This is a genomic window from Caulobacter sp. 05T431, from assembly GCF_056665975.1.
In genome coordinates this window covers 48,237-70,905 of the sequence record NZ_JBFTKU010000024.1, presented here as the reverse complement: position 1 = coordinate 70,905, position 22,669 = coordinate 48,237, and the positions used below count along the sequence as shown (strand labels likewise).

Annotated in this window: 21 protein-coding genes; 7 read left to right on the top strand and 14 right to left on the bottom strand. The window is 69.3% G+C overall.

The window, feature by feature from the left end; translation table 11 throughout:
* Positions 1 to 220: 220 nt before the first annotated feature.
* The 3 genes from AC1U89_RS20065 to dapE are packed head-to-tail and all read right to left on the bottom strand — an operon-like array spanning position 221 to position 2,744.
* Entirely contained in the window at positions 221 to 1,141 is a 921-nt protein-coding gene (locus AC1U89_RS20065) for a glutaminase (RefSeq protein WP_479901411.1), read from the bottom strand.
* A 2-nt stretch (positions 1,142 to 1,143) separates the two neighbouring features.
* Complete coding sequence (locus AC1U89_RS20060) at positions 1,144 to 1,584, bottom strand: EamA family transporter (protein ID WP_479901410.1); 441 nt, start codon at positions 1,582 to 1,584, stop codon at positions 1,144 to 1,146.
* Positions 1,584 to 2,744, bottom strand: coding sequence for a succinyl-diaminopimelate desuccinylase (gene dapE, locus AC1U89_RS20055; RefSeq protein ID WP_479901409.1), 1,161 nt, complete (start codon positions 2,742 to 2,744; stop codon positions 1,584 to 1,586). The genes AC1U89_RS20060 and dapE overlap by 1 nt, the downstream gene beginning before the upstream one ends.
* Positions 2,745 to 2,796: 52 nt before the next feature.
* Here dapE and AC1U89_RS20050 point away from each other — a divergent pair, with 52 nt between their 5' ends.
* Complete coding sequence (locus tag AC1U89_RS20050) at positions 2,797 to 3,252, top strand: cupin domain-containing protein (RefSeq protein ID WP_479901408.1); 456 nt, start codon at positions 2,797 to 2,799, stop codon at positions 3,250 to 3,252.
* Positions 3,253 to 3,335: 83 nt separating this feature from the next.
* Here AC1U89_RS20050 and AC1U89_RS20045 read toward each other — a convergent pair whose 3' ends face one another.
* The 11 genes from AC1U89_RS20045 to AC1U89_RS19995 all read right to left on the bottom strand — a co-directional run bounded on the left by AC1U89_RS20045 (position 3,336) and on the right by AC1U89_RS19995 (position 15,728).
* Complete coding sequence (locus tag AC1U89_RS20045; RefSeq protein WP_479901407.1) at positions 3,336 to 4,601, bottom strand: leucine-rich repeat-containing protein kinase family protein; 1,266 nt, start codon at positions 4,599 to 4,601, stop codon at positions 3,336 to 3,338.
* A 21-nt stretch (positions 4,602 to 4,622) separates the two neighbouring features.
* Positions 4,623 to 5,468, bottom strand: a complete 846-nt coding sequence (gene dapD / locus AC1U89_RS20040; RefSeq protein ID WP_479901406.1) for a 2,3,4,5-tetrahydropyridine-2,6-dicarboxylate N-succinyltransferase — start codon at positions 5,466 to 5,468, stop codon at positions 4,623 to 4,625.
* 1 nt (position 5,469) lies between these two features.
* Positions 5,470 to 6,141, bottom strand: a complete 672-nt coding sequence (locus AC1U89_RS20035) for a pyrimidine 5'-nucleotidase (RefSeq protein ID WP_479901405.1) — start codon at positions 6,139 to 6,141, stop codon at positions 5,470 to 5,472.
* Positions 6,138 to 7,052, bottom strand: a complete 915-nt coding sequence (argB, locus tag AC1U89_RS20030) for an acetylglutamate kinase (protein WP_479901404.1) — start codon at positions 7,050 to 7,052, stop codon at positions 6,138 to 6,140. The genes AC1U89_RS20035 and argB overlap by 4 nt, the downstream gene beginning before the upstream one ends.
* A gap of 73 nt (positions 7,053 to 7,125) precedes the next feature.
* On the bottom strand, positions 7,126 to 7,437 hold the full coding sequence (locus AC1U89_RS20025) for a hypothetical protein (protein ID WP_479901403.1): 312 nt from the start codon (positions 7,435 to 7,437) through the stop codon (positions 7,126 to 7,128).
* 91 nt (positions 7,438 to 7,528) lie between these two features.
* On the bottom strand, positions 7,529 to 7,810 hold the full coding sequence (locus AC1U89_RS20020) for a SemiSWEET family sugar transporter (protein WP_029908833.1): 282 nt from the start codon (positions 7,808 to 7,810) through the stop codon (positions 7,529 to 7,531).
* 3 nt (positions 7,811 to 7,813) lie between these two features.
* Positions 7,814 to 8,281, bottom strand: a complete 468-nt coding sequence (locus AC1U89_RS20015; protein WP_479901402.1) for a response regulator — start codon at positions 8,279 to 8,281, stop codon at positions 7,814 to 7,816.
* 20 nt (positions 8,282 to 8,301) lie between these two features.
* Positions 8,302 to 9,423: a photosensory histidine protein kinase LovK gene (lovK, locus tag AC1U89_RS20010; protein WP_479901401.1), complete on the bottom strand. Its 1,122-nt coding sequence runs from the start codon at positions 9,421 to 9,423 to the stop codon at positions 8,302 to 8,304.
* Positions 9,424 to 9,582: 159 nt separating this feature from the next.
* On the bottom strand, positions 9,583 to 10,635 hold the full coding sequence (locus AC1U89_RS20005) for a sulfate ABC transporter substrate-binding protein (RefSeq protein ID WP_479901400.1): 1,053 nt from the start codon (positions 10,633 to 10,635) through the stop codon (positions 9,583 to 9,585).
* A gap of 127 nt (positions 10,636 to 10,762) precedes the next feature.
* Positions 10,763 to 12,205 carry an OprO/OprP family phosphate-selective porin gene (locus AC1U89_RS20000; RefSeq protein WP_479901399.1) on the bottom strand — a complete coding sequence of 481 codons (1,443 nt, stop codon included), beginning with the start codon at positions 12,203 to 12,205 and terminating at the stop codon, positions 10,763 to 10,765.
* Positions 12,206 to 12,452: 247 nt separating this feature from the next.
* Entirely contained in the window at positions 12,453 to 15,728 is a 3,276-nt protein-coding gene (locus tag AC1U89_RS19995; protein WP_479901398.1) for an autotransporter domain-containing protein, read from the bottom strand.
* 175 nt (positions 15,729 to 15,903) lie between these two features.
* Here AC1U89_RS19995 and AC1U89_RS19990 point away from each other — a divergent pair, with 175 nt between their 5' ends.
* The 6 genes from AC1U89_RS19990 to phoB all read left to right on the top strand — a co-directional run bounded on the left by AC1U89_RS19990 (position 15,904) and on the right by phoB (position 22,535).
* Positions 15,904 to 17,358, top strand: coding sequence for a sensor histidine kinase (locus tag AC1U89_RS19990; protein WP_479901397.1), 1,455 nt, complete (start codon positions 15,904 to 15,906; stop codon positions 17,356 to 17,358).
* Positions 17,359 to 17,459: 101 nt separating this feature from the next.
* Positions 17,460 to 18,902, top strand: a complete 1,443-nt coding sequence (pstC, locus tag AC1U89_RS19985) for a phosphate ABC transporter permease subunit PstC (RefSeq protein WP_479901396.1) — start codon at positions 17,460 to 17,462, stop codon at positions 18,900 to 18,902.
* Positions 18,895 to 20,211 (top strand): phosphate ABC transporter permease PstA, encoded by a 1,317-nt coding sequence (gene pstA, locus AC1U89_RS19980; RefSeq protein WP_479901395.1) that lies wholly within the window; start codon positions 18,895 to 18,897, stop codon positions 20,209 to 20,211. Before pstC ends, pstA begins: the two co-directional genes overlap by 8 nt.
* A gap of 52 nt (positions 20,212 to 20,263) precedes the next feature.
* A complete protein-coding gene (gene pstB, locus AC1U89_RS19975) occupies positions 20,264 to 21,112 on the top strand; it encodes a phosphate ABC transporter ATP-binding protein PstB (RefSeq protein ID WP_479901394.1) in 849 nt (282 codons plus the stop codon).
* A 22-nt stretch (positions 21,113 to 21,134) separates the two neighbouring features.
* On the top strand, positions 21,135 to 21,824 hold the full coding sequence (gene phoU, locus AC1U89_RS19970; protein ID WP_479901393.1) for a phosphate signaling complex protein PhoU: 690 nt from the start codon (positions 21,135 to 21,137) through the stop codon (positions 21,822 to 21,824).
* Between the two features lie 18 nt (positions 21,825 to 21,842).
* Positions 21,843 to 22,535 carry a phosphate regulon transcriptional regulator PhoB gene (gene phoB / locus AC1U89_RS19965; RefSeq protein ID WP_479901392.1) on the top strand — a complete coding sequence of 231 codons (693 nt, stop codon included), beginning with the start codon at positions 21,843 to 21,845 and terminating at the stop codon, positions 22,533 to 22,535.
* The last annotated feature ends 134 nt before the right edge of the window (positions 22,536 to 22,669 follow it).

The window sequence follows — 22,669 nt, the reverse complement described above, 5'->3', positions numbered from 1 at the left end:
TTTGAGCAATTGCTCATCCAGCAAAGCTCACCGCCGCTTCGCTCGCTCGGCCCGCGCCGTCTGGATCTGGCCGACCGCCAGGGCMAGCATGAAGGCGCCGAAGGCGGCGACCACGAGGGTGAGGAAAGGGGGCATGGAAGCTCTCCGTTGCAAGTACGGCGAAGCTTCTCCGGCGAGGCCGGCGGCCACCTTGATCCAGCGCAAGACTAGGTAGACGCCCTTAAAGCACCGAGCAGTTGGTCAGCTGGCTGAACCGCTCCAGCGCCACGGTCCCCACCACCGACGTGCCGAACCGGTCCAGTTCCGGCGACCACACGGCGATCGCCGCCTTGCCCGGCACGATGGCGACGATGCCGCCGCCCACGCCGCTCTTGGCCGGCAGGCCGACGCGGTAGGCGAAGCTGCCGACGCTGTCATAGATGCCGCAGGTCAGCAGCAGGGCGTTTAGGCGGCGCGACAGGCGCTCGGGAAAGATCGTCTCGTCGACGATCGGCGAGAAACCGCCGGCCGCCAGGGGTAGCATCGCTCTGGCCAACTGGCGGCAGCTCATGGTCAGGGCGCACTGGCGGCAATAGGCGGCGACCACGGCCTCGGGGTCGTGGTGGATCGTACCCTTGCCGCGCATCAGGTTGGCGATGGCCCGGTTCTGCCAGGCGTTGGCCAGCTCGGACGCCGCCACCGCCTCGTCGATCTCGACCCTCTCGCCGGCCAGGAAGCCCGAGAAGCCGCGCACCAGGGCCGGCGGGTCCTTGAACACGTCCATCAGCTGGTCGCAGACGGCGATGGCCCCGGCGTTGATGAAGGGGTTGCGGGGCACGCCCTCTTCCGCTTCCAGCTGGGAGAGGTGGTTGAACGGCGTGCCCGACGGCTCCTTGCCCACCCGCGTCCAGACCTCGTCGCCGAAGCGGTTCAGGGCAAGCCCGAGCGAGAAGACCTTGGTGATGCTCTGGACCGAGAACCCTTCGTCGGCGTCGCCGATCACCGCCTCCTGGCCGCCCACGGTGCGCACGGCCATGCCGAACTTGCTGGAGGGCACATTGGCCAGCTCGGGGATGTAGTCGGCGGGCCGACCCCGGCCGAAGTACGGCTTCACCAGCACGGCCACCTCGGCCAGGATGTCGGCGATCGACAGCTCGTCCATGCTCAGATCCGAACCGCCACCAGCACCGCGCCCGCCGCGATCAGGGCCACGCCCAGCCAGTTCAGCGGCGACAGCTTCTCGCCCAGGAAGGCGGCGGCGATGATCGCCACGAACACGACGGAAAGCTTGTCGACCGGCGCGACCTTGGCCGCCTCGCCCAGCTTCAGGGCCCGGAAGTAGCACAGCCACGACGCCCCGGTGGCCAGGCCCGACAGCACCAGGAACAGCCACGAGCGCGAGCTGATCGAGCCCGGCGCGCGCCACTCGCCGGCCACGGTCAGGATCAGGCCGGCGAAGGCCAGGATCACCACGGTGCGGATGAAGGTGGCGAGGTTCGAGCCGATGCCGTCGATCCCGACCTTGGCCAGGATGGCGGTCAAGGCCGCGAAGACCGCCGAGGCCAGCGCCCAGAAGGGCCAGCTCGCCAGGACGGTCCGGCCCATCAGGCGAAAGCCGCGAAATAGCGCCCGATCAGGGCCTGGTAGATGTCGGCCAGGGCCTCGACTTCATCAACCGGGACCCGCTCGTCCACCTGGTGCATGGTCGAGCCGACCAAGCCGAACTCGACCACGGGGCACAGGCTGCGGATGAAGCGGGCGTCGCTAGTGCCTCCGGTGGTGGACAGCTCGGGCACGCGGCCGGTGGCGTCGCCGACCGCGGCCACGATCACGTCGGTGAAGGCGCCCGGCTCGGTCAGGAAGGCCTCGCCGCTGATCTTGCACAGCGCCTCGACCCGGCCCGAGAAGCCTTCGGCGGCCTCGCGGCACTCGTGCTCGATCCAGGCGGCCAGGTCCTTGCCCTTGTGGGCCGGGTTGAAGCGGATGTTGATCCGGGCCTTGGCCGAGGCGGGGATGACGTTGGTGGCGGTGTTGCCCACGTCCACCGTGGTGACTTCCAGGTTCGACGGTTGGAAGCCGGTGTGACCGTCGTCCAGCACCCGGCTCTGCAGGCGCGAGAGGATGTCGACCATCACCGGGATCGGGTTGGCGGCGCGATGCGGATAGGCCACGTGGCCCTGCTTGCCGTCGACGGCGATCCAGGCGTTGATGCTGCCGCGCCGGCCGATCTTGACCATGTCGCCCAGCAGGTTGGCGCTGGTCGGCTCGCCCACGATGCAGTGGTCGATGACCTCGCCCTCGGCGGCCAGGGCCTGGACCACCTTGACGGTGCCGTCCTCGGCGACGCCCTCCTCGTCGCCGGTGATCAGGAAGCTCAGCGAGCCGGGCAGGTCGGTGGGGAGGCGCGAGACGGCGGCGACGAAGGCGGCGATGGCGCTCTTCATGTCGACCGCGCCGCGGCCGAACAGGACCCCGTCCTTGATCTCGGCCTCGAACGGGCCGGCGGTCCAGGCCGCGTCGTCGCCCACCGGCACCACGTCGGTGTGGCCGGCGAAGCAGAGGTTCGGCCGCGCCGTCCCGCGCTTGGCGTAGAGATTCTCGATCTCGCCGAAGCGCATGCGGCGGCAGTTGAAGCCCAGGGCCTCCAGCTGGCGCTGCAGCACGTCCATCGCGCCCTCGTCGGCCGGGGTCACGGACGGACGGCGGATCAGCGCCTGGGCGAGGGCCACGGGATCGAGGGCGGGGGCGAGGCTGTTGTCAGTCATTGTCCTGGCTTTAGGCTCCCCTGGCGCCCGACGCAAACCCGAGACGACCGCCATGCCCAAGATCGACATCGACGCCGCGCCGCTGCGCGTGGGAAGCAACTACCCGCCGCCGCACGACGCGCCCTGCCGCGAGCGCCGCCGCCGGGCCCTGGGCGACGCGGCCGGGCTCGACCAGTTCGGCGTCAACCTGATGCGCCTGCCGCCGGGCCAGTGGAGCAGCCAGCGCCACTGGCACAGCGCGGAGGACGAGTTCGTCTGGGTGGTCGAGGGCGAGGTGGTGTTGGTCGAGGACGGCGCCGAGACCGTGCTGCGGGCCGGCGACTGCGCGGGCTTCAAGGCCGGGGTCGCCGACGGCCACCACCTGGAGAACCGTTCCGACCGCGAGGCCGTGCTGCTGGAGATGGGCTCGCGTCGGCCCGACCGGGACACCTGCACCTACAGCGACATCGACATGGTCGCGCGGGCGGGGGAGGACTTCTACCGCCATCGCGACGGCACGCCGTACTGAGGGCGGGGACACGCCCTCGCGGCGTGTCCCCATGACTTGGCGCCGCGTCTGGGTTTGGGGACACGCCCAAGGGCATGTCCCCGTCAGTTCAGCACATCCAGCGCCTGCGCCAGGCTTGGCCGCGCGCGCGGATCAGGGCTCAGGCATTCAGCCAGCAAGGCCTGGACGGCGGCCGGGGCCGGTTCGGCGGTCCGCTCCAGCAGCTCGCCCAGCAGACGGCCCCAGGCCAGGACGTCCAGGCGGGTCAGCGGGTCGCCGGGGCCGTCCGGCAGGAACGAGGCCGCGCCGAAGTCGCTGAGCACGGCCGCCCCGGTCGCGCCGTCCCACAGGGTGTTGTGGGCGTAGAGGTCGCCGTGCGACAGGCCGCGGGCGTGCAGGTGGGCGGCGCCCGCCGCCACATCGCGGGCGATGCGCAGGGCGACGTCGAGGTCGAACCGCAGGTCGGGGGCGTAGTCGTCGCGCGAACAGCCTTCGGGGCTGGGCGGACCGGCCAGCACGCGCCGGTCGGACGGCAGCAGGGGCATCAGCAGGCCCTCGGCCCCGTCCGGATGGCCGGTCAGGCGGCCCAGGGCCCCCGTCAGGTGCGGATGCTCGCCGGCGGCCAGGCAAGCGGCCATCTCGCGCTCGGGCAGGCCATCGCTGGTCATGGCGCCCTTGAAGAGCTTCAGGGCCACTGGACGACCGTTCCAGGCCGCGTCGTGGACCGCGCCCGACGCGCCCTCGCCCAGCCACGCGCCCAGTTCCAGGTCGCGCCAGGCGACCGCCGGGGCGTCGGACGGCGCGCCGTGGTCGAACGGATTCCCGGCCCAGGCCAGCCAGGCCAGGCCGGGCAGCTCGGCCAGCCACCCCGGCAGGGCCTCGAAACGGTTGGCCGCCAGGCGCAGCAACTCCAGCCGTTCATGACCGGCCAGGCTCTCGGGCAGGGCCGACAGGCGGTTGCCCGCCAGCATCACCTTCTGCAGCAGCGGCCGCCCACCGAGCGCGTCGGGCAGGGTCGCGATGGCGTTGTCGGTCAGGGTCAGCCAGCGGAGGTTCGGCGGCAGGGCCTCGGCCGGGACCTCGACCACGCCGCAGCCCCGGAAGCCGACCTGGCTCAGCGCCGGGCAGTCGCCGAGACCGGGCGGCAGGCGCTCGAACCGGTTGCCGCCCGCGCAGAACAGCACCCGCAGCCTGGCCAGCCGGCCGATGTCGTCGGGCAGGTCGGTCAGGGCGTTGCCGCCCAGGTCCAGGACCTCCAGCGTGTCGGCCAGGCCGAAGATCTCGCGCGGGAACTCGGTCAGGCCGCGCAGCCGAAGCTCGCGCGCGCCGGCCAGCTCGCCGCGTCGCAGGGCGTCCAGGGTCTGCGTCATGGACGCCCTCGTCTTCGACGCTTAGTCGCGCAGCAGGTCGTTGATCGAGGTCTTGGACCGGGTCTTGGCGTCCACCGTCTTGACGATCACGGCGCACGACAGGCTGGGGCCGCCCTTCGGGTCGGGCAGGCTGCCCGGCACCACGACGCTGTAGGGCGGCACCTTGCCGATGTGGACCTGGCCGGTGGCGCGGTCGACGATCTTGGTCGAGGCCGAGATGAACACGCCCATCGACAGGACCGAGCCCTCGCCGACGACGACGCCTTCCACCACTTCCGAACGGGCGCCGATGAAGCAGTCATCCTCGATGATGGTCGGGTTGGCCTGCAGGGGCTCCAGCACGCCGCCGATGCCGACGCCGCCCGACAGGTGGACGCGCTTGCCGATCTGGGCGCACGAGCCGACCGTCACCCAGGTGTCGACCATGGTGCTGTCATCGACGTAAGCGCCGATGTTCACGAACGACGGCATCAGGATGACGTTCTTGCCCACATAGGCGCCGCGGCGGACGATCGAGCCGGGCACGGCGCGGAAGCCGGCGGCCTCGAACTGCGGGGCGTCCCAGCCGTCGAACTTGTTGGGGACCTTGTCCCACCACGGGCCCACGGCGCCGCCCAGGGTCCCCGCGTGCATGACCTTGTTGGGGTTCAGGCGGAACGACAGCAGCACGGCCTTCTTCAGCCACTGGTGGGTGGTCCACTCGCCGTCGATCTTCTCGGACACCCGGGCCTTGCCGGCGTCGATCAGCAGCAGCGTCTCCTCGACCGCCGTGCGCACCGGGCCGGTGGTGGCGGTGGAGACGCCGTCGCGGGCCTCCCAGGCGGCTTCGACTTCGGCTTGCAAGTCGGCGAGGGTTAGGGCGGTCATGTCAGGCTTCCTTCAGGCGCGCCGAGGTCAGGAACCCGGCGAGGTCGTGCGTGCGGTGATGGACGAAGTCGGCGGTCGAGGCGGCCGCGTGGGCGCCGACCAGGACGGTGGTCATGCCCATGAGGGCGGCGGGCGCCAGGTTCTTCTCGCTGTCCTCGAAGAAGGCGGTGGCCGGCGGGGCGAAGGCGTGGCGGGCCACCACCTTCTCGAACGTCGCCATGGCCGGCTTGGGGATGTAGTCGGCCGTCTCGATGGCGAAGACGTCCTCGAACAGATGCGCCAGGCCCAGGTGCGCCAGCACCCGCTCGGCGTGGCCCAGCGAGCCGTTGGTGAACACCAGCCGCCGACCGGGCAGGGCCGCCACGGCCGCCTGCAGCGCCGGGTCGGGCGTCAGCCGGTCCATCGAGACGTCGTGCACCTCGTCCAGGAACGCCTTCGGCTCCAGGCCGTGATGGGCCATCAGCCCGGCCAGGGTGGTGCCGTGCTCGTGGTAGTAGCGCTTCTGGATCGCCCGGGCCTCTTCGCGGGGCAGGCCGGTGGTCCGCTCCATGAAGTCGGTCATCTTGCCCTCGATCAGGGCCATGAACTCGCATTCGGCCGGATAGAGGGTGTTGTCCAGGTCGAACAGCCAGGTCTCGACGTGCCCAAGATCAGGCGAGCGATCGGCCGTCATTTCGAGATCAGCGTACCCGCGCCATGCTCGCTGAACAGTTCGACCAGCATGGCGTGGGGACGGCGCCCGTCCAGGATGACCACGGCCTCGACGCCCGATTCCACGGCGTGGATGGCGTTCTCCAGCTTGGGGATCATGCCGCCGGTGGCGACGCCCGACGAGATCAGCTCGCGGGCCTCGTCCAGCGTCATCTGGCGGATCAGCTCGCCGTTGGCGTCGAGCACGCCCTTGATGTCGGTCAGCATCAGCATCCGCTTGGCCTTCAGGGCGCCCGCCAGGGCGCCGGCCACGGTGTCGGCGTTGATGTTGAAGGTCTCGCCCTGGGCCGAGACGCCGATCGGGGCGATCACCGGGATGTAGTCGGTTTCCGAGGTCAGCAGGGCCTGGATCAGGTGCGGGTCGACCTTGGTCGGCTCGCCCACGAAGCCCAGGTCGACGGCCTGCTCGATGTTGCTGTCCGGGTCCTTGCGGGTGCGGGTCACCTTCTCGGCGGTGATCAGGCGGGCGTCCTTGCCCGACAGGCCCACGCCGCGCACGTCGGCCTCGGCGCCGGCCTGGGTGATCCAGCTGGCGATTTCCTTGTTGATGGCGCCCGACAGCACCATCTCGGCCACTTCCATGGTGGCTTCGTCGGTGACGCGCAGGCCGTCCACGAACGTGGACTTCACGCCGGCCTTGTCGAGCATGCGGCTGATCTGCGGGCCGCCGCCGTGCACCACGACGGGGTGAACGCCCAGCAGCTTGAGCAGCACGACGTCGGCCGCGAACAGCTTGGCCACCTGCTCCTGGCCCATGGCGTGGCCGCCATATTTGATGACCACCGTCTCGCGGTCGTAGATCTGGATATAGGGCAGGGCTTCGGCCAGGGTCTTGGCCGTGGCCCAGCCCGCTTCCTCGGCGACGTCGGTCAAGGCGGCGGTCCTGTAAGGCGAAAGGCGCGCCTCGATAGCGGACCCCGTCCCCCCTGTCACCAAAAACGGCGGCTCAGGGGCGAGGCGCGACCGGACCGCCGAGCGTCGGCTGACCGGCGCCCGGGATCAGCGGCGGCGGCGGGAGCGGCGTCATCGGCGGCTTGGCCTCGCTGGAGGCCTTGCAGACGCACTCGCACGGGGTCGTTGTCATGACGGGGCTCTGGCCCGTGGGGCAGGCCTTGAAGCCGCATTGGGCCTTCTTGGCGTCGCATTGCAGGGCCTGGATCGCCTCCAGGCTGCCCGGAGCCGGCGACTGCTGGGCCCAGGCCGAACTCGAGAGTAGCGCGGCCAGGACGGCGACGCCGGCGAGATGTTTCCGGTTCATGGAGAACCCCTGGGCGCGGGCGGCTCCCCCGAATGGCCGCTGCGATCCACCCCAGCCTGTACCGCCAAGCTTCCCGGATCAAGTAACGTTGTTATCGGTCGGAGTCCTTGCGCCCGAACCGCCATTTCAGGGCCAGCACCGCGCCCGACATCAGCAGGCAGGCGGTGTTGGAGGCGATCACCGGCCAGGCCTTGATCAGCACGCCATAGGCGATCCAGCACGCGAAGCCCGTGACGGTGACCAGATAGGTGCGCAGCGACACCGACTCCGCGTCCTTTTCCTTCCAGATCTTGACGATCTGCGGGGCGAAGCTGGTGATCGACAGCAGGGCCGCGGCCGTGCCCACGACGGAGGCGATCAGCGGAACGCCCATCGCCTAGCCGGTGGCGCGGGTCAGGCTCGGCAGGCCCCAGCGCTGGGCGTAGGCGGGCGCCAGCTCCAGGCCGACCGGCGGCGGGCCGGGCGCCTGGCCCTCGCGCAGGCAGACCGTCAGATAGGTCAGGGCGGTCTTCACGCCATGCTCGGAATAGGGCTTGCCGATCACCCCGCAGGCGCCGGCGAAGTCGTCGGGCAGGCGCTTGACGTTGGCGGTCATGAACAGGGCCACGCCGCCGCAGTCGTCATGGATGGTGCGCGCCACCTCGACGCCGGTCGGACCGTCGCGCAGGTGGACGTCGACCAGGGCCAGGTCGGGGCGCAGGTCGCAGGCCAGGGCCTTGGCTTCGTCCGAGCTCATGGCCAGGCCGACGGGGTTGCAGCCGACCTCCTCGACCAGGAACTCCAGCTCGGTGGCCAGCAGGACCTCGTCTTCCACGATCAACACGTCGAGCGGACGCTCGTTCATCACCTAATCCAAACCTTGTCTCAGTGATGAACGCCGTTGACCGGCAGATACACCACCACGCGGGTTCCAGGATCGGCGGGCGTGGTCTCCGAACGCGCCTTCAACTGCTGGCAGAGCAGCTGGACGATGGTCAGACCGAATCCGCCCGACGACGCGGAATTCACTGTCCCAACGCCGTCGTCGCTGATTTCGATCCGGAATTCGGCGTCCTGGCGGGTGATCCGCACCAGGATTTCGCCGGAACGTCCGTCCATCGCCTCGGGCGGGAAGGCGTGGCGCAGGGCGTTGGAGAACAGCTCGCTGATCACCAGGGCCAGGGGCGCGGCCTTCGACGCGGCGACGTCGATGCGCTCCAGGTCGAGGCTCACCTTGATGTCGTCGCGTCGCGCGGCGCCCATCATGTCGCTGACCAGGTCACGCACGAAGGCCGAGACGTCGAAGCGCTCGACGTCCTCGCTCTGGAACAGGCGGCGGTGGACGGTGGCGATGGCGCTGACCCGCTCCAGCATGYCGCGTAGGCTGTTCTTGACCCCCGGGTCGGTGACTCGGCGGTTCTGCAGCAGCAGCAGGGACGAGATGAGCTGAAGGTTGTTCTTGACCCGGTGGTCCACCTCGTGGAGCAGGGCGGTCTTCTGCTGCAGGGCCTGGGTCAGGTCGGCGGTGCGGGCGGCGACCGCCGCCTCCAGCCGGTCGCGAGTGTCGTCCAGCTCGAACTCCACGCGCTTCTTGTCGCTGACGTTCAGCTGCGAGCCGAAGAAGTAGACGATCTCGCCGTTCTTGCCGCGCACCGGCGACAGGTAGAGGGCGTTCCAGAAGGTGGAGCCGTCCTTGCGGTAGTTGAGGATGTCGATGGCGATGTCTTCGCCGTTGGCGACGGCCGCGCTCAGCTTGGCGATCGCGGCCGGATCGGTGTCGGGCCCCTGCAGGAAGCGGCAGTTGCGGCCGATGACCTCGTCGCGGTGATAGCCGGTCAGGGCCAGGAAGGCGTCGTTGGCGAAGATGATCGGATGGTCGGACTGGCGGGCGTCGGTGACGATCATGGCCATGCGGGTGGCGCGGATCGCCGCCGCGAACGGATCGCCGACCCCGTGTTCGGCGGCCAGCTCTTCCGCCGCGCGTTCCGACCGCAATATGTCCGTCATTCGCTGGACGCCCGACCTTTACGACATGCCCCGTGGCTCCCCAGAACGCCGGTTTGGCGGTCGGGTTCCAGACATTGGCCCAAAATACCAGTTTTCAAAACGCAAGACGGCGGAAACCCGAAGGTTCCCGCCGCCGGCGTCCGGAAGGTCGAGGAGGACTTAGCGGGGCTTGTAGATCCGGTCGAAGACGCCGCCGTCGTTGAAGTGGGTGGACTGGGCCTTCTTCCAGCCGCCGAAGGTGTCGTCGATGGTCACCAGCGGGATGGACTTGAACTTGCCGGCGTACTTGGCGGCCGCCTGGGCGTTGCGCGGGCGGTAGTGATTCTTGCCGATCAGGTCCTGGGCGATGGGGCTGTAGAGGAAGTTCAGATAGCCCTCGGCCACGACGCGGGTCTTGTGGCGGTCGACGTTCTTGTCGACCAGGGCCACCGGCGGCTCGGCCAGGATCGAGATCGACGGATAGACGATGTCGAACTTACCCGGCAGTTCCTCCTGGGCGAGGTAGGCCTCGTTCTCCCAGGACAGCAGGACGTCGCCCAGGCCGCGCTGGGTGAAGCTGGTGGTGGCGCCGCGGGCGCCGGTGTCCAGCACGGGCACGTGCTTGAACAGCTCGGTGACGAAGGCCTCGGCCTTGGCGGGGTTGCCGCCCGGCTGCTTCAGGGCCCAGGCCCAGGCGGCCAGGTAGTTCCAGCGCGCGCCGCCCGAGGTCTTCGGGTTGGGGGTGATCACGTCGATGCCCGGCTTGATCAGGTCGCCCCAGTCCTTGATCTTCCAGGGATTGCCCTTGCGGACCAGGAACACGATCGTCGAGGTGTAGGGCGTGGAGTTCTGCGGCAGGCGCGACTGCCAGTTGGCCGGCAGCAGCTTGGCCTTGGCCGAGATCTCGTCGATGTCATAGGCCAGCGCCAGGGTGACGACGTCGGCCTGCAGGCCGTCGATCACCGAGCGGGCCTGCTTGCCCGAACCGCCGTGCGACTGGTTGATGGTCAGGTCCTGGCCGACCTTCTCCTTCCAGTACTTGGCGTAGGCGGCGTTGATGTCCTTGTAGAGCTCGCGGGTCGGGTCGTAGCTGACGTTCAGCAGGGTGACCGGCTTGTTGTTCTGCGCGTGGGCCGAACCCGCCAGGGCGACGGGGACCGCCAGGGCCGCGGCGCCGGCGGTGGCCGAGCCCAGGAGGCCGCGACGCGTGGGGGCTTTGAGATCTTTGATCATGGCGATGTTGCTCGCGTGAGAAGGTGGATCTTTTGAACGCTTTGCGACCAGCCTGGCCCGGACTGGCGACGCCGCACGAGGCGCCGGCCGGCGTCCCCGCGAGGCGGGGACGCCGGACCGCCTATTCCTAGAACGCGTACTGGCTGCGCAGGTTGACGGCCTTGTAGCTCTGGCCGATCTGCACGCCGCTGGCGTCGCGACGGTCGACGTCGACGTCCAGGTAGTCCAGCGAGAACTTGGTCACCGAATTGGGGAACCAGTTCAGGCCGACGGTGGCGATCTCCTGCACGCCGCCGCGGACGCGGTCGGCCGCGACGGTGGCGTATTCGTGGTGGTTGACGTCCAGCACCGAGTAGCGGGCCGCCAGTTCCCAGGCGCCCCACTTGCCGGCCTTGGGATCGAACGGATTGTCGATCGCCGGGGCGTCGAAGGCGAAGTTGGCGGGGTTGTACTTGCGCTGCTCGCCGGTCAGCACCCAGCCGCCTTCCACGTACCAGCCGTAGAACTTGGGATCGGTGATATTGGCCGGCTTGTTGCGGCGGTCCAGCGCGATGTCGAAGTACTCGCCCTGGATCAGGAAGTTCTTCTTCTGGGCGGCCAGTTCGAAGCCGTAGTGGCGCGCGCCCGACGAGTCGATGGCGCCGGAGCTGACCAGGCGGGTGCCGTCGGTGCGCAGTTCGGGACGATCCTCGACCGTGATCGGATAGGCGCCGCCGGCGGCGATCTGGGCGGGCTGGGCCACGCGGCTAGCGTTGACGCCCACATGGGTCAGCCAGTCATAGCCCTTGAACGGGATGAAGGCGACGCGGCCCACATAGCCCAGCTGCTCGTCGAAGGTGGCGCCGTCGCCGGTCTTGGCGCCGGTCACCGCGCCCGAGATGATCCAGCGCTCGCCGACGGCCTGGGCCTGCAGCGAGATGCGGCGGTCGGCGCCGGCCAGGCTGCGGGCGGCTTCGGCGCCGGCGGGGCGCTCGGGGAACAGCGAGCCGTTGGTCGAGGCCGCGTCCTCCAGGCCCTGGTTCGGCGCGAAGGCCCCGACCTTCACCTTGAAGGGCGCGTAGTTGTACTGGAGGTAGATCTCCTGCAGCGCGCCCGGACCGTCCGTGCCCGAACCGCCGAAGTCCAGCAGGATGCCGTAGTCGAAGTTCTTGAAGGCCTTGCCGTCGACGCCCAGGCGGGCGCGGCGGAAGTTGGTGCCGCTGTTCAGGTCGCGGCCGACCACGCCGGCGCCCAGGCCGCTGTCCTGGTTGTACCAGGTGGCGTCCAGCTGCATCACGGCGTGGATGTTGGCGCTGAAGGCGCCGTCGCCCGAGGCGATGGTGGGCTTGCCGTTGGCGACGCTGACGGTGGTCTGGGACTGGGCGGCGCGCACGTCCTTCAGGCTGGCGGCGGTCGCGGCCTTCAGGTCGGCGATCTGGCCGGACAGGGCCTCGATCTGGGCTTCCAGCGCCTCGATGCGGGCCTGCTGCTGCTCGGGCGTCAGGGTCTGGGCCTGCGCCGCGCCGGTCATGGCGACCAGCGAGGCTCCGCCGATCAGGGCCGCGCGCAGGGCTTTTTGTGTTCCGGTCATGGTCTTCCCCTCTCGACGCCCGGCCGGCGTCGCTGTTGACGTGGACAAAAGACGATTATTCCTACGTGTTAAATAGAGATAAGGGCGCGGGGCTTTGAGTTTTCCTTCAGGCCCCTCGGCGAGGCCGATATCGCCTTATGGTCAAGCTACTGGATTCCCGAACGAAAAAAGGCCCGCGCCGAAGCGCGGGCCCTGTTCGTCAGTGTTCGGTATATTCGCCCTCGAAGTCCAGAGGGCGTCCGGGGTCTTAGAACATCGCCCGGCCGGTGAGCTTGAGATTGTAGCGATGCTGCTTCTTGGCCGCCTGGGCGTTGGCTTCCAGCGCCAGGTACGACATCGGCGTACCGGCCCGTAGAGCAAAGCCCAGCGTCACCGCGCCGTCCTTGTCGTTGGCCGCCGCCAGGGTGGCGGTGGGCGCGCCGGCGTAGGTGTAGCTGAAGGTCGTGTCGCCCAGCTCGCCGGCCAGGACCTGGCGATAGCCGACCCGCACTTCCGGACGCCACCACAGGTCGCGGCCGTAGTCGGCGCCGAGCACCACGCCGACGTCACCGGTCAGGCTGTCGGACTTGCGCTTGTGGACGATCTGGTCGAAGGCCTCGCCGCCGCCCTTTTCCCTGCGCTCGCCTTCGCTCAGATAGACATAGTCCAGGTACCCCTCGGGGCGGACGAAGTAGCGGGCGCCGAACTTGGCCTCGTAGGCTGTACCGGCGAAGGCGTTGAAGGTGTAGCCGTTCCATTTGGCGCTGTTGTGGCGCTGAACGTTGGGTCCGCCGTTCACGCTGCCGCTGTTGAACGTCCGGTCGCCGTCGTACCAGCCGTAGCCGCCGCCGCCGCCGACGTTCATGCGCCAGCCGCCGATCGACCGGCGCCAGTACGTGCCCAGCTGCAGGTAGTTGCCCGTGGTCTGCTCGCCCACCTTAGCGGCGATGTCGTGCTCTTCGATGCTGACGAAGGCCAGGGTCAGGCCCAGCGCGCCGCCGGCGTCGCCCATGGCCTCGTAGCCGCCGACGAAGCCGAAGGCCTGGGTGTCGGAGCCCATGGTGTCGCCGGTGTCGCGCCGCACCAGGGTGTTGATCTCCTGGACCCACAGGCTGTCGGGCCCGTAGCGGTCGCCCGGATCGGGCCGGAAGCCCGTGGCCGTCGAGATCGCGTGGGTGACGTCCTGCATGGCGGCGAAGAAGCCTTCGCCCTGGTCGGGCATCATCTGGTCGTAGAGGGCCAGATAGCCGTCGCGGGTGGTCTGGGCCAGGTAGGCCTTGGCGATGTCCGCGTCGTGGGTCAGCGCCGCGTTCGTGAGGTCGTAGGCCGAGCTCTGGGCCCGGTTCATCCCGATCTCGGTCGCCGTGCGCGCGCGCACGTCCAGATAGACGTTGTTGGTGTCGACGCGGCTGCTGGCCACGTACATGTACGGCGTGCCGCCCAGCAGGTCCTGGTTGATCGTGCCGGCGGTCAGCGTACCCGCCGTGATGACGGTGTAGCTGGTCGGGGCCGTCAGCAGGCTGTTCAGCCGCAGGCCCAGCTGGGCGCCCGACGCGATGTTGGCCGCGCCCGAGATCACCAGGTGGGTGTTCGTGCCCGACGCCGGGTCGGCGGTGAACAGCAGCTTGCTGTCCGCGCCCAGGTTCAGGCTGGAGGCGTTGATGGTCTCGGCGTTGGCCAGGCCCAGCGAGCCCTTGCCGACATTGATCGCCAGCTGGCCGTCCGAATCGCGCAGCGCGCCGATCACGGCCGCGCCGCCGCTGATGTTCAGGGCGTCCGCCCCGGCGCCGAAGCTGATGTCGCCGATCACGACGCCGTTCTGGACGTTGAAGGTGTCGGCGCCGGAGCCGAAGTTGATGGCCCCCACGATCGACGGCTCGTCGGCGTCGTCCACGCCGTCGCCGTCGGCGTCCGGGTCGGCCACGCCGTCCTTGCCGTCGTCGCCGTCGTTGACGCCGTTCTGGGTCAGGGTGACGCCGGTGGTGTTGTGGCTGACGTCGATGGCGATCGCCTTGCCGGTGATCACCTCGTTGGAGGCGTCGGTGTCGGCGTCGTCCTTGTCGTCGGCGTCGTCGGTCGGGACGATCGAGGCGCTGATCTTGCCGGTGTTCTCGATGGTGGTCAGCGTGCCGGAATTGTCGATCACGCCGTAGGCGTTGCCCTTTTCGCCGCCCAGGGTGGCCGCGATCGCCCCGGCGTTGCGCAGGGTGGTCATGGTCGCGCCAGCGTCGATGGCGACCGCGCGGGCGTCGAAATTGCCTTCCGAGATGCCGAAGGCCGAGATCTGGCCCCTGTTCCACAGGGTCGGGACCGACGCGCCGGCCTTGACCTGGAAGCCGGTGGAGTTGGCTTCGTAGGCGGTGGCCGTGACCGTGCTGTCGATCCGCGCGCCGCCGGCGAGGGTGGTGGTCTGGCCGGCGTTGCCGCCGATCTGGATCGCGGTGGCCGACACGCCGTCATAGACGCCGTTGGCCGTGACGCCGCCCTTGCTGATCAGGCCGTAGGCGTTGTCGCCCGTGCCCACCGCGCCGATGGCCACGGAATGAGCGTCGGAGCCGATCAGCAGGGTGGGGGCCGCGCCGTAGCTGACCAGGGCCGCGGTGCCTTCGTTGGCGTCGGCGACGCCGTCGCCGTCCTCGTCGGTGTTGGCCGTGTCGAGGTCCAGCGGCGGGGCGTCCAGCAGCACGCCGCCGGCGACGTTGGCGGTGACCCGCACGGCCGAACCGCCCTGCAGCAGGTCGTCGGCGTCGAGGATGGCGCGCAGTTCCTTGGTGGACGGACGCGTGGTGTAGCGGTAGCCGGTCGCGGTCACGCCGCCCTGGACGACGAAGGCGCCGCTGACGTCGCCGTCGATCGCCACGCCGGTGGCGTTCAGGCCGGTCACGCTGGTGGCGCCGTTGATCGAGACCTTGCCGGTCACCGGGGCGGCCACGTGGACGCCGTAGGCGTTGTCGCCGGTGACGGTGATCGCGCCGCCGGTGGTCAGGTTGCCGACCAGGCCGGTTTCCAGCGAAATGCCGGCCGAATTGTTGCCTTCGATGGTGATCGAGCCGGTCGAGCTCTGGACGATGTCGCCGGTGAACACGCCCGGACCGACCAGGCGGATGCCGTAGCGGTTGCTGCCCTTGGCGAACGGACCGTCCAGGTCGCCGTCGGGCTTGGCCGCGCCGGACGCGTCCTTGTCGTCGTCGGTCGGGGTGTAGTCCTCGGTGAGGCTGATGGCGGCGTTGTTGGTCACCGAGCCGGTCGTGCCGCCCTGGATCAGGACGCCCGTCGAGTTGTCGACGCCGACCGAGGCCAGGCCGTTGCCGCCCAGGGTGACCTTGTTGTTGCTGTTCACGGTGACCATCGGGCCGGCCGTGGTCAGGGTGATGCCCCCGCCCGTGTCGATCTTCACATCGTCGGGCGTACTGGTCGACGAGGCCGTCGCGGTGGCGACAGGCGTCGTGCGGGCCGTGTTGATGACCGTCTCAGCATAAGCGCCGAACGCCATGGCCAGGAGAGGAGCGGTTGCGACTGTCGCGACCAGGACCTTGCGCTGCATTCCGAACGACACCTTAGAGATAAACCCAGACCCCAGATTGCGGCACGTTGCGGCGAAATTGCGGTGCTTTCCGTCAACGTCGCGCTTCGAGGCGTTTGACGGTCTATCGCAAGCGTTCACAGGGCGCCATATCTGGATCGCCGAATCCTCCCTTCGCCGTAATCGAGACTGCCGCATGCCGATGGCCTCGCCGTCCTCGTCAGCCCGTTCCGACGGGTCCGCCAACACGCCCCTGGGCGTCTGGGGCGTTGTGCTGGCGGGCCCCGCGACCCTTCTGGCCCTGGCGGCGACGGGCGGCGCCAACACCGCGGCGGCGGTGCCCCTGGCCCTGGCCAGCGGCGTCACCGGCTATGTCCTKGCTCGCCGGGCCCTGAGGCGGACCGCCGACCAGGCCGTCCCGGCCCCCGCCCCGGCCGCCCTGGACCAGCCGCCGCCGTTCGGCCTGATTCTGGAAACCCTGCCCGATCCCCTGATGGTCATCGCCGCCGAGGAGGCCGACGACCTGACCGGCCGGCGGTTCGTGTTCGCCAACGCCGCGGCCCGCGAGCTGTTCAAGCTGCAGCCGCGCGGCGGGCTGCTGGTCTCGGCCCTGCGCAGCCCGCAGGTGCTGGAGGCGGTGGACGAGAGCCTGTTCGGCGGGGTGCGGCGCTCGGTCGACTATGTGGGCGGCGGGGCCCAGGGCCGCGAATGGGCGGCGCACTGCGCGCCGCTGGGCTTCGACGAGCGCGGCTCGCGCCTGGCCCTGCTGGTGCTGAGCGACGAGACCGACGCCCGCCGCAGCGAACGCACGCGGGCCGACTTCCTGGCCAACGCCAGCCACGAGCTGCGCACGCCCCTGGCCTCGCTGTCGGGCTTCATCGAGACCCTGCGCGGCCACGCCAAGGACGACGTCGGGGCGCGCGACCGGTTCCTGGGGATCATGCAGGCCCAGGCCGAGCGGATGGCGCGGCTGATCGACGACCTGATGAGCCTGTCGCGAATCGAGCTCAACGAGCACATCCCGCCGCTGGGCCAGGTGGACCTGGCCATGGCGACGATCGACGTCCTGGACGCCCTGGCGCCCCAGACCAAGGACAAGGCCGTGACCTTCGACCCCGTCCTGCCGCCGCGCGGGGCGGCCGTGGTCGAGGGCGACCGCGACCAGATCGTCCAGGTGATCCAGAACCTGGTCGACAACGCCATCAAGTACACCCCGCGCGAGGGCGTGGTGCGGGTCGAGATCTTCTCGGGCCTGACCGCCGACATGGCCGCCGCGCCGCGCGACCCGGTCGCCGCCCGCATGTCGCTGCTGACCCCCGACCACGCGGTGGAGGAGCGCTACGCCTCCCTGCGGGTCAGCGACCGCGGCCCAGGGATGGCGCGCGAGCACCTGCCGCGCCTGACCGAGCGATTCTATCGCGTCGAGGGCCAGAAGAGCGGCGAGCGGTCCGGCACGGGCCTGGGCCTGGCGATCGTCAAGCACATCATGAACCGCCACCGCGGCGGCATGACGGTGGAGAGCGTCCTGGGCGAAGGGGCGACGTTCGGGGTCTATTTCCCGATGGCCCGGACCATGTCCGAGGCGTCCGGCCCGGCCCCGGAACCCGCCGCCTCCGACGCTAGCCTGGGCGCTGTCGCAAAACTGTCGTGAAAACGTCGCATAAGGTCGGCGCCCGCCCGGCATAGATCGGCGTGGGCGGTACGGCGCGTCGTGCGCCGTCACCGCATCCCTTGCAAGACCCCGCCGCACGCATGCTGACCTGGCTCTCGCTCCTTTTCCTCGCCCTGTTCTCAGGCGCGGCCTTCATGGCCGGCCGAAGCCGCGCGCTGAAGTCCTCCGGCGGCTCCAAGGCCAAGCTGCACTCGCTGCCGAACTATTACGGCCTGTACGCCGCCCTGTGGGCCGGCGCCCCGGCGGCGCTGCTGCTTCTGCTGGGCGCCACCTTCGGCGGCCGGGTCGAGGACGCCATGCTGCAGGCCCAGCGCCCGGCGGCGGTCCAGGCCCTGACCCCTGATCGTCAGGACGTGTTCTTCAGCGACGTCAACGCCGTGGCCACCGGCCAGGCCGCCAGCGAGGTCACCTATGACGGCCCGCTGCGGGCCGCCTTCGACGCCAAGGTGGTCGAGGCCAAGCGCATCGACGGCATCGTCAGCTACTCCGTCCTGGGCCTGGCCGGCCTGCTGGCCCTGGCCGGCTTCCTGCTGGCCACCCCGCGCATCAACACCGAGTTCCGAGCCCGCAACCGGGTCGAGGGCTGGATCGCCGGCGTGCTGATCGCCTGCTCGATCGCCGCCGTCCTGACCACGCTCGGCATCGTGATGTCGCTGATCTACGAGAGCTGGCGCTTCTTCGAGAGCGTCTCGCCGCTCAGCTTCCTGTTCGGCACCGAGTGGGCCCCGCAGATCGCCATGCGCGCCGACCAGGTGGCCTCGTCGGGCGCCTTCGGGGCCGTGCCGCTGTTCGCCGGCACCTTCCTGGTGATGATGATMGCCATGCTGGTGGCCGCGCCGATCGGCCTCTACTCGGCGATCTACCTGTCGGAATACGCCGGCCGCGGCATGCGCGCCACGATCAAGCCGCTGCTGGAGATCCTGGCCGGGGTGCCGACCGTGGTCTACGGCTTCTTCGCCGCCCTGACCGTGGGGCCGCTGTTCCGCGCCTTCTTCAACGGCATCGGCGCGCAGATGGCCGGCGGCCCGCTGGACGGGATTGCCCAGTACCTGATGCAGGTCCAGAACCAGATGGCCCTGGTGGCCGGGGTGGTGATGGGCATCATGCTGATCCCCTTCGTCTCGTCCCTGTCGGACGACATCATCAACGCCGTGCCCCAGTCGCTCCGCGACGGCAGCTACGCCATGGGCGCGACCAAGTCCGAGACCGTCAAGAAGGTGGTCCTGCCCGCCGCCCTGCCGGGCATCATGGCCGCCATGCTGCTGGCCGTGTCCCGCGCCGTGGGCGAGACCATGATCGTCACCATGGCCGCCGGCCTGCAGGCCAAGCTCACCGCCAACCCGCTGGACACCGTCACCACCGTGACCGTCCAGATCGTCACCCTGCTGACCGGGGACCAGGAATTCGACAGCCCCAAGACCCTGTCGGCCTTCGGCCTGGGCCTGACCCTGTTCGTKGTCACCCTGGGCCTCAACATCATCGCCCTGCGCATCGTCCAGAAGTACCGGGAACAATATGACTGACGCTTCCCTGTCCCCGTCGGGCATCTCCCCCGGCGCTCCCGCCGCTCGTCCGGCCGAGTCGGCCCGCGACGCGCTGCTCCGCAAGCGCCACCGCTCCGAGAAGCTGTTCCGCGCCCAGGGCATGGCGGCGATCGTCGTCGCCATGATCTTCCTGGTCGTGCTGGTCGGCCGCATCGTGGCCCAGGGCTACTCGACCTTCGAGACCCATACCCTGACGGTGCCGGTCTATCTGAACCCCGAGCGCATCGACGTGAACGCCCTGGAGGGCGTGAACTACGACTACATCGTCGCCGAGGCGATGATGAAGAAGCTGGGCGTCCAGGACGACGACCTGGGCACGACGTCGGGCAAGATCATGGACCTGACCTCGCGCGACTTCGGCAACCAGCTGCTGCAGATGGTCAAGAAGGACCGCTCGCTGATCGGCAAGACCGTCAACGTCACCGGTTCGGTCAAGGCCGACGCCGACCTCTACTACAAGGGCGAGATCAAGCGCTCGACCGCCGAGGAAGACCGCAAGCTGGACAACCAGCAGCTGGACTGGCTGGACCGCCTGAAGAAGGACGGCACCGTCCAGACCGGCTTCAACACCAAGTTCTTCACCAACTCCGACTCGACCGAGCCCGAGCAGGCCGGCGTCTGGGGCGCGGTGATCGGCTCGGCCATGATGCTGCTGATCACAGCCATGATCGCCATCCCGGTGGGCGTGCTGGCCGCGGTCTATCTGGAGGAGTTCGCCCCGAAGAACCGCTGGACCGACATCATCGAGGTCAACATCAACAACCTGGCCGCCGTGCCGTCGATCGTCTACGGCCTGCTGGGCCTGGCCCTGTTCATCAACTGGCTGCACGTGCCGCGCGGCTCGCCGCTGGTGGGCGGCCTGGTGCTGGCCCTGATGGCCCTGCCGACCGTGATCATCGCCACCCGCAGCTCGCTGAAGGCCGTGCCGCCTTCGATCCGCGAAGCCGCCCTGGGCGTCGGCGCCTCCAAGGCCCAGACCGTCTTCCACCACGTGCTGCCGCTGGCCATGCCCGGCGTGATGACCGGCGCCATCCTGTCGCTGGCCYACGCCCTGGGCGAGACCGCCCCGCTGCTGATGATCGGCATGGTGGCCTTCGTGCCCGGCGCGCCCGAGAACTTCGCCAGCTCGGCCACCGTCCTGCCGGTCCAGGTGTTCATCTGGGAGAACGCCTCGGAACGCGCCTTCCACGAACGCACCGCCGCGGCCATCATCGTGCTGCTGGTGTTCATGATCCTGATGAACGCCACCGCCGTGATCCTGCGTCGCCGCTTCGAACGCCGGTGGTAGACCGATGACTTTCCTCAATMCCCTCGCTTCTCCCCTTTCGCTGGGACACGCCATGCCGACCGAAAACCGCGACGACACGATCGCCGCTCACGCCCCGACCCTGGCCTCGGCGATCCCCGCCGGCCACGGCCACGCCACGACCAGCGAGTTCAAGATCCGCGCTCGCGACGTCAACGTCTTCTACGGCGAGAAACAGGCGCTGTTCGACGTCAGCCTGGACGTGCCGGCCAAGTCGGTCACCGCCTTCATCGGCCCGTCGGGCTGCGGCAAGTCGACCTTCCTGCGCTGCATCAACCGGATGAACGACACGATCCCGTCGGCCAAGGTCGTGGGCTCGATCGAGATCGACGGCAGCGACGTCAACGCCAAGAGCGTCGATCCGGTGGTGCTGCGCTCGCGCGTGGGCATGGTGTTCCAGAAGCCGAACCCGTTCCCCAAGACGATCTTCGAGAACGTCGCCTACGGCCCCAAGATCCACGGCCTGGCCTCGCGCAAGGACGAGCTGGAAGCCATCGTCGAGAGCAGCCTGAAGAAGGCCGGTCTCTGGAACGAGGTCTCCGACCGCCTGCACCAGCCCGGCACCGGCCTGTCCGGCGGCCAGCAGCAGCGCCTGGTCATCGCCCGCGCCATCGCCGTCAGCCCCGAAGTGATCCTGATGGACGAGCCCTGCTCGGCCCTGGATCCGATCGCCACCGCCAAGATCGAGGAGCTGATCGACGAGCTGCGCAGCCAGTACTGCATCGTCATCGTCACCCACTCGATGGCCCAGGCCGCCCGCGTCTCGCAGAAGACCGCCTTCTTCCACCTGGGCAAGCTGGTCGAGAGCGGTCCGACCGAGGAGATGTTCACCAATCCTCGCGACACCCGCACGCAAGACTACATCACCGGCCGCTTCGGCTAACCGGCAGGGATCGAGACCAGACATGACCGAGCATACCGTCAAGTCCTACGGCGAAGAGCTGAACCACCTCACGGCGGAGGTCACCCGCATGGGCGGCCTGGCCGAGGCCCAGGTGGCCGACGCCATCGAATGCATCGCCCGCCGCGACGCGCCCCTGGCCCAGCAGGTGGTGGCCCGCGACGAGCGGCTGGACACCCTGCAGGCCGAGATCGAGCGCAAGGCCTTCAGGCTGATCGCCCTGCGCCAGCCGATGGCCGTGGATCTGCGCCACGCGGTGGCCGCCCTGAAGATCTCGATGAGCCTGGAACGCTGCGGCGACATGGCCAAGAACATCGGCAAGCGCGCCCTGATCCTGACCGAGGCCGACCCGATGAGCGCCCTGACCCGCTCGATCGAGCGCATGGGCAAGCTGGTGCAGAGCCGCCTTAAGGACGTGCTCGACGCCTACACCGCCTCGGACCTGCAGCGCGCCATCGGCGTCTGGAGCCGCGACGAGGAAGTCGACGAGCACTACAACGCCATCTTCCGCGAACTGCTGACCTACATGATGGGCGACCCCCGGACGATCAATCCGTGCGCTCATCTGCTGTTCGTCGCCAAGAACCTCGAGCGCATCGGCGACCACGCCACCAACATCGCCGAGATCATCCATTTCGAGCTGACCGGCGAGGAGATCGTCTCCCAGCGCCCGAAGCTCGAGCTGACGAACTAAGAGAGAGGGCCGGCCGAAGTGACTCCTTACGTTCTGGTGGTCGAAGACGAAGACGCCCTGGCCACCCTGCTGCACTACAACCTCGACAAGGAAGGCTACGTCGTCGGCGTGGCCGGCGACGGCGAGGAGGCCCTGACCATGGCCTCCGAGCGCGCGCCCGACCTGGTGATCCTGGACTGGATGCTGCCCAAGGTCTCGGGCATCGAGGTCTGCCGCCGCCTGCGCGGCCGCAGTGAAACCCGCAACGTGCCGATCATCATGCTGACGGCGCGCGGCGAGGAGAGCGACCGCATCCGGGGCCTGGACACCGGGGCCGACGACTACGTGGTCAAGCCGTTCTCGATGATCGAGCTGACCGCCCGCGTCCGCGCCGTCCTGCGCCGCATCCGTCCGGGCCTGGCCGACGACCGCATCACGGTCGGCGACATCGTCATCGACCGGGTGGCCCACCGCGTGAAGCGCCAGGGCAAGGAGGTCCACCTGGGCMCGACCGAGTTCCGCCTGCTCGACTACCTGATGCAGCACCCGGGCCGGGTGTTCAGCCGCGAACAGCTGCTGGACGCGGTCTGGGGCTCGGACGTCTATGTCGAGGCCCGGACCGTGGACGTCCACATCGGGCGGCTCCGCAAGGCGCTGAACGGGGACGTGGACGGCGATCCGATCCGGACGGTGCGTTCGGCCGGGTATTCGCTGGATCTGGACGCGGCTTAGGCGGCGGATCTAGCGCTGGAAATGCGACAACCCCGGCCGAGAGGTCGGGGCTGTCGACGTTTTGGGGCGGAGTCCGGACCCGTTGCGGACGTCGAAGAACGCCCACCAAACCCCTCTCTCTTAGAGAGAGGGAG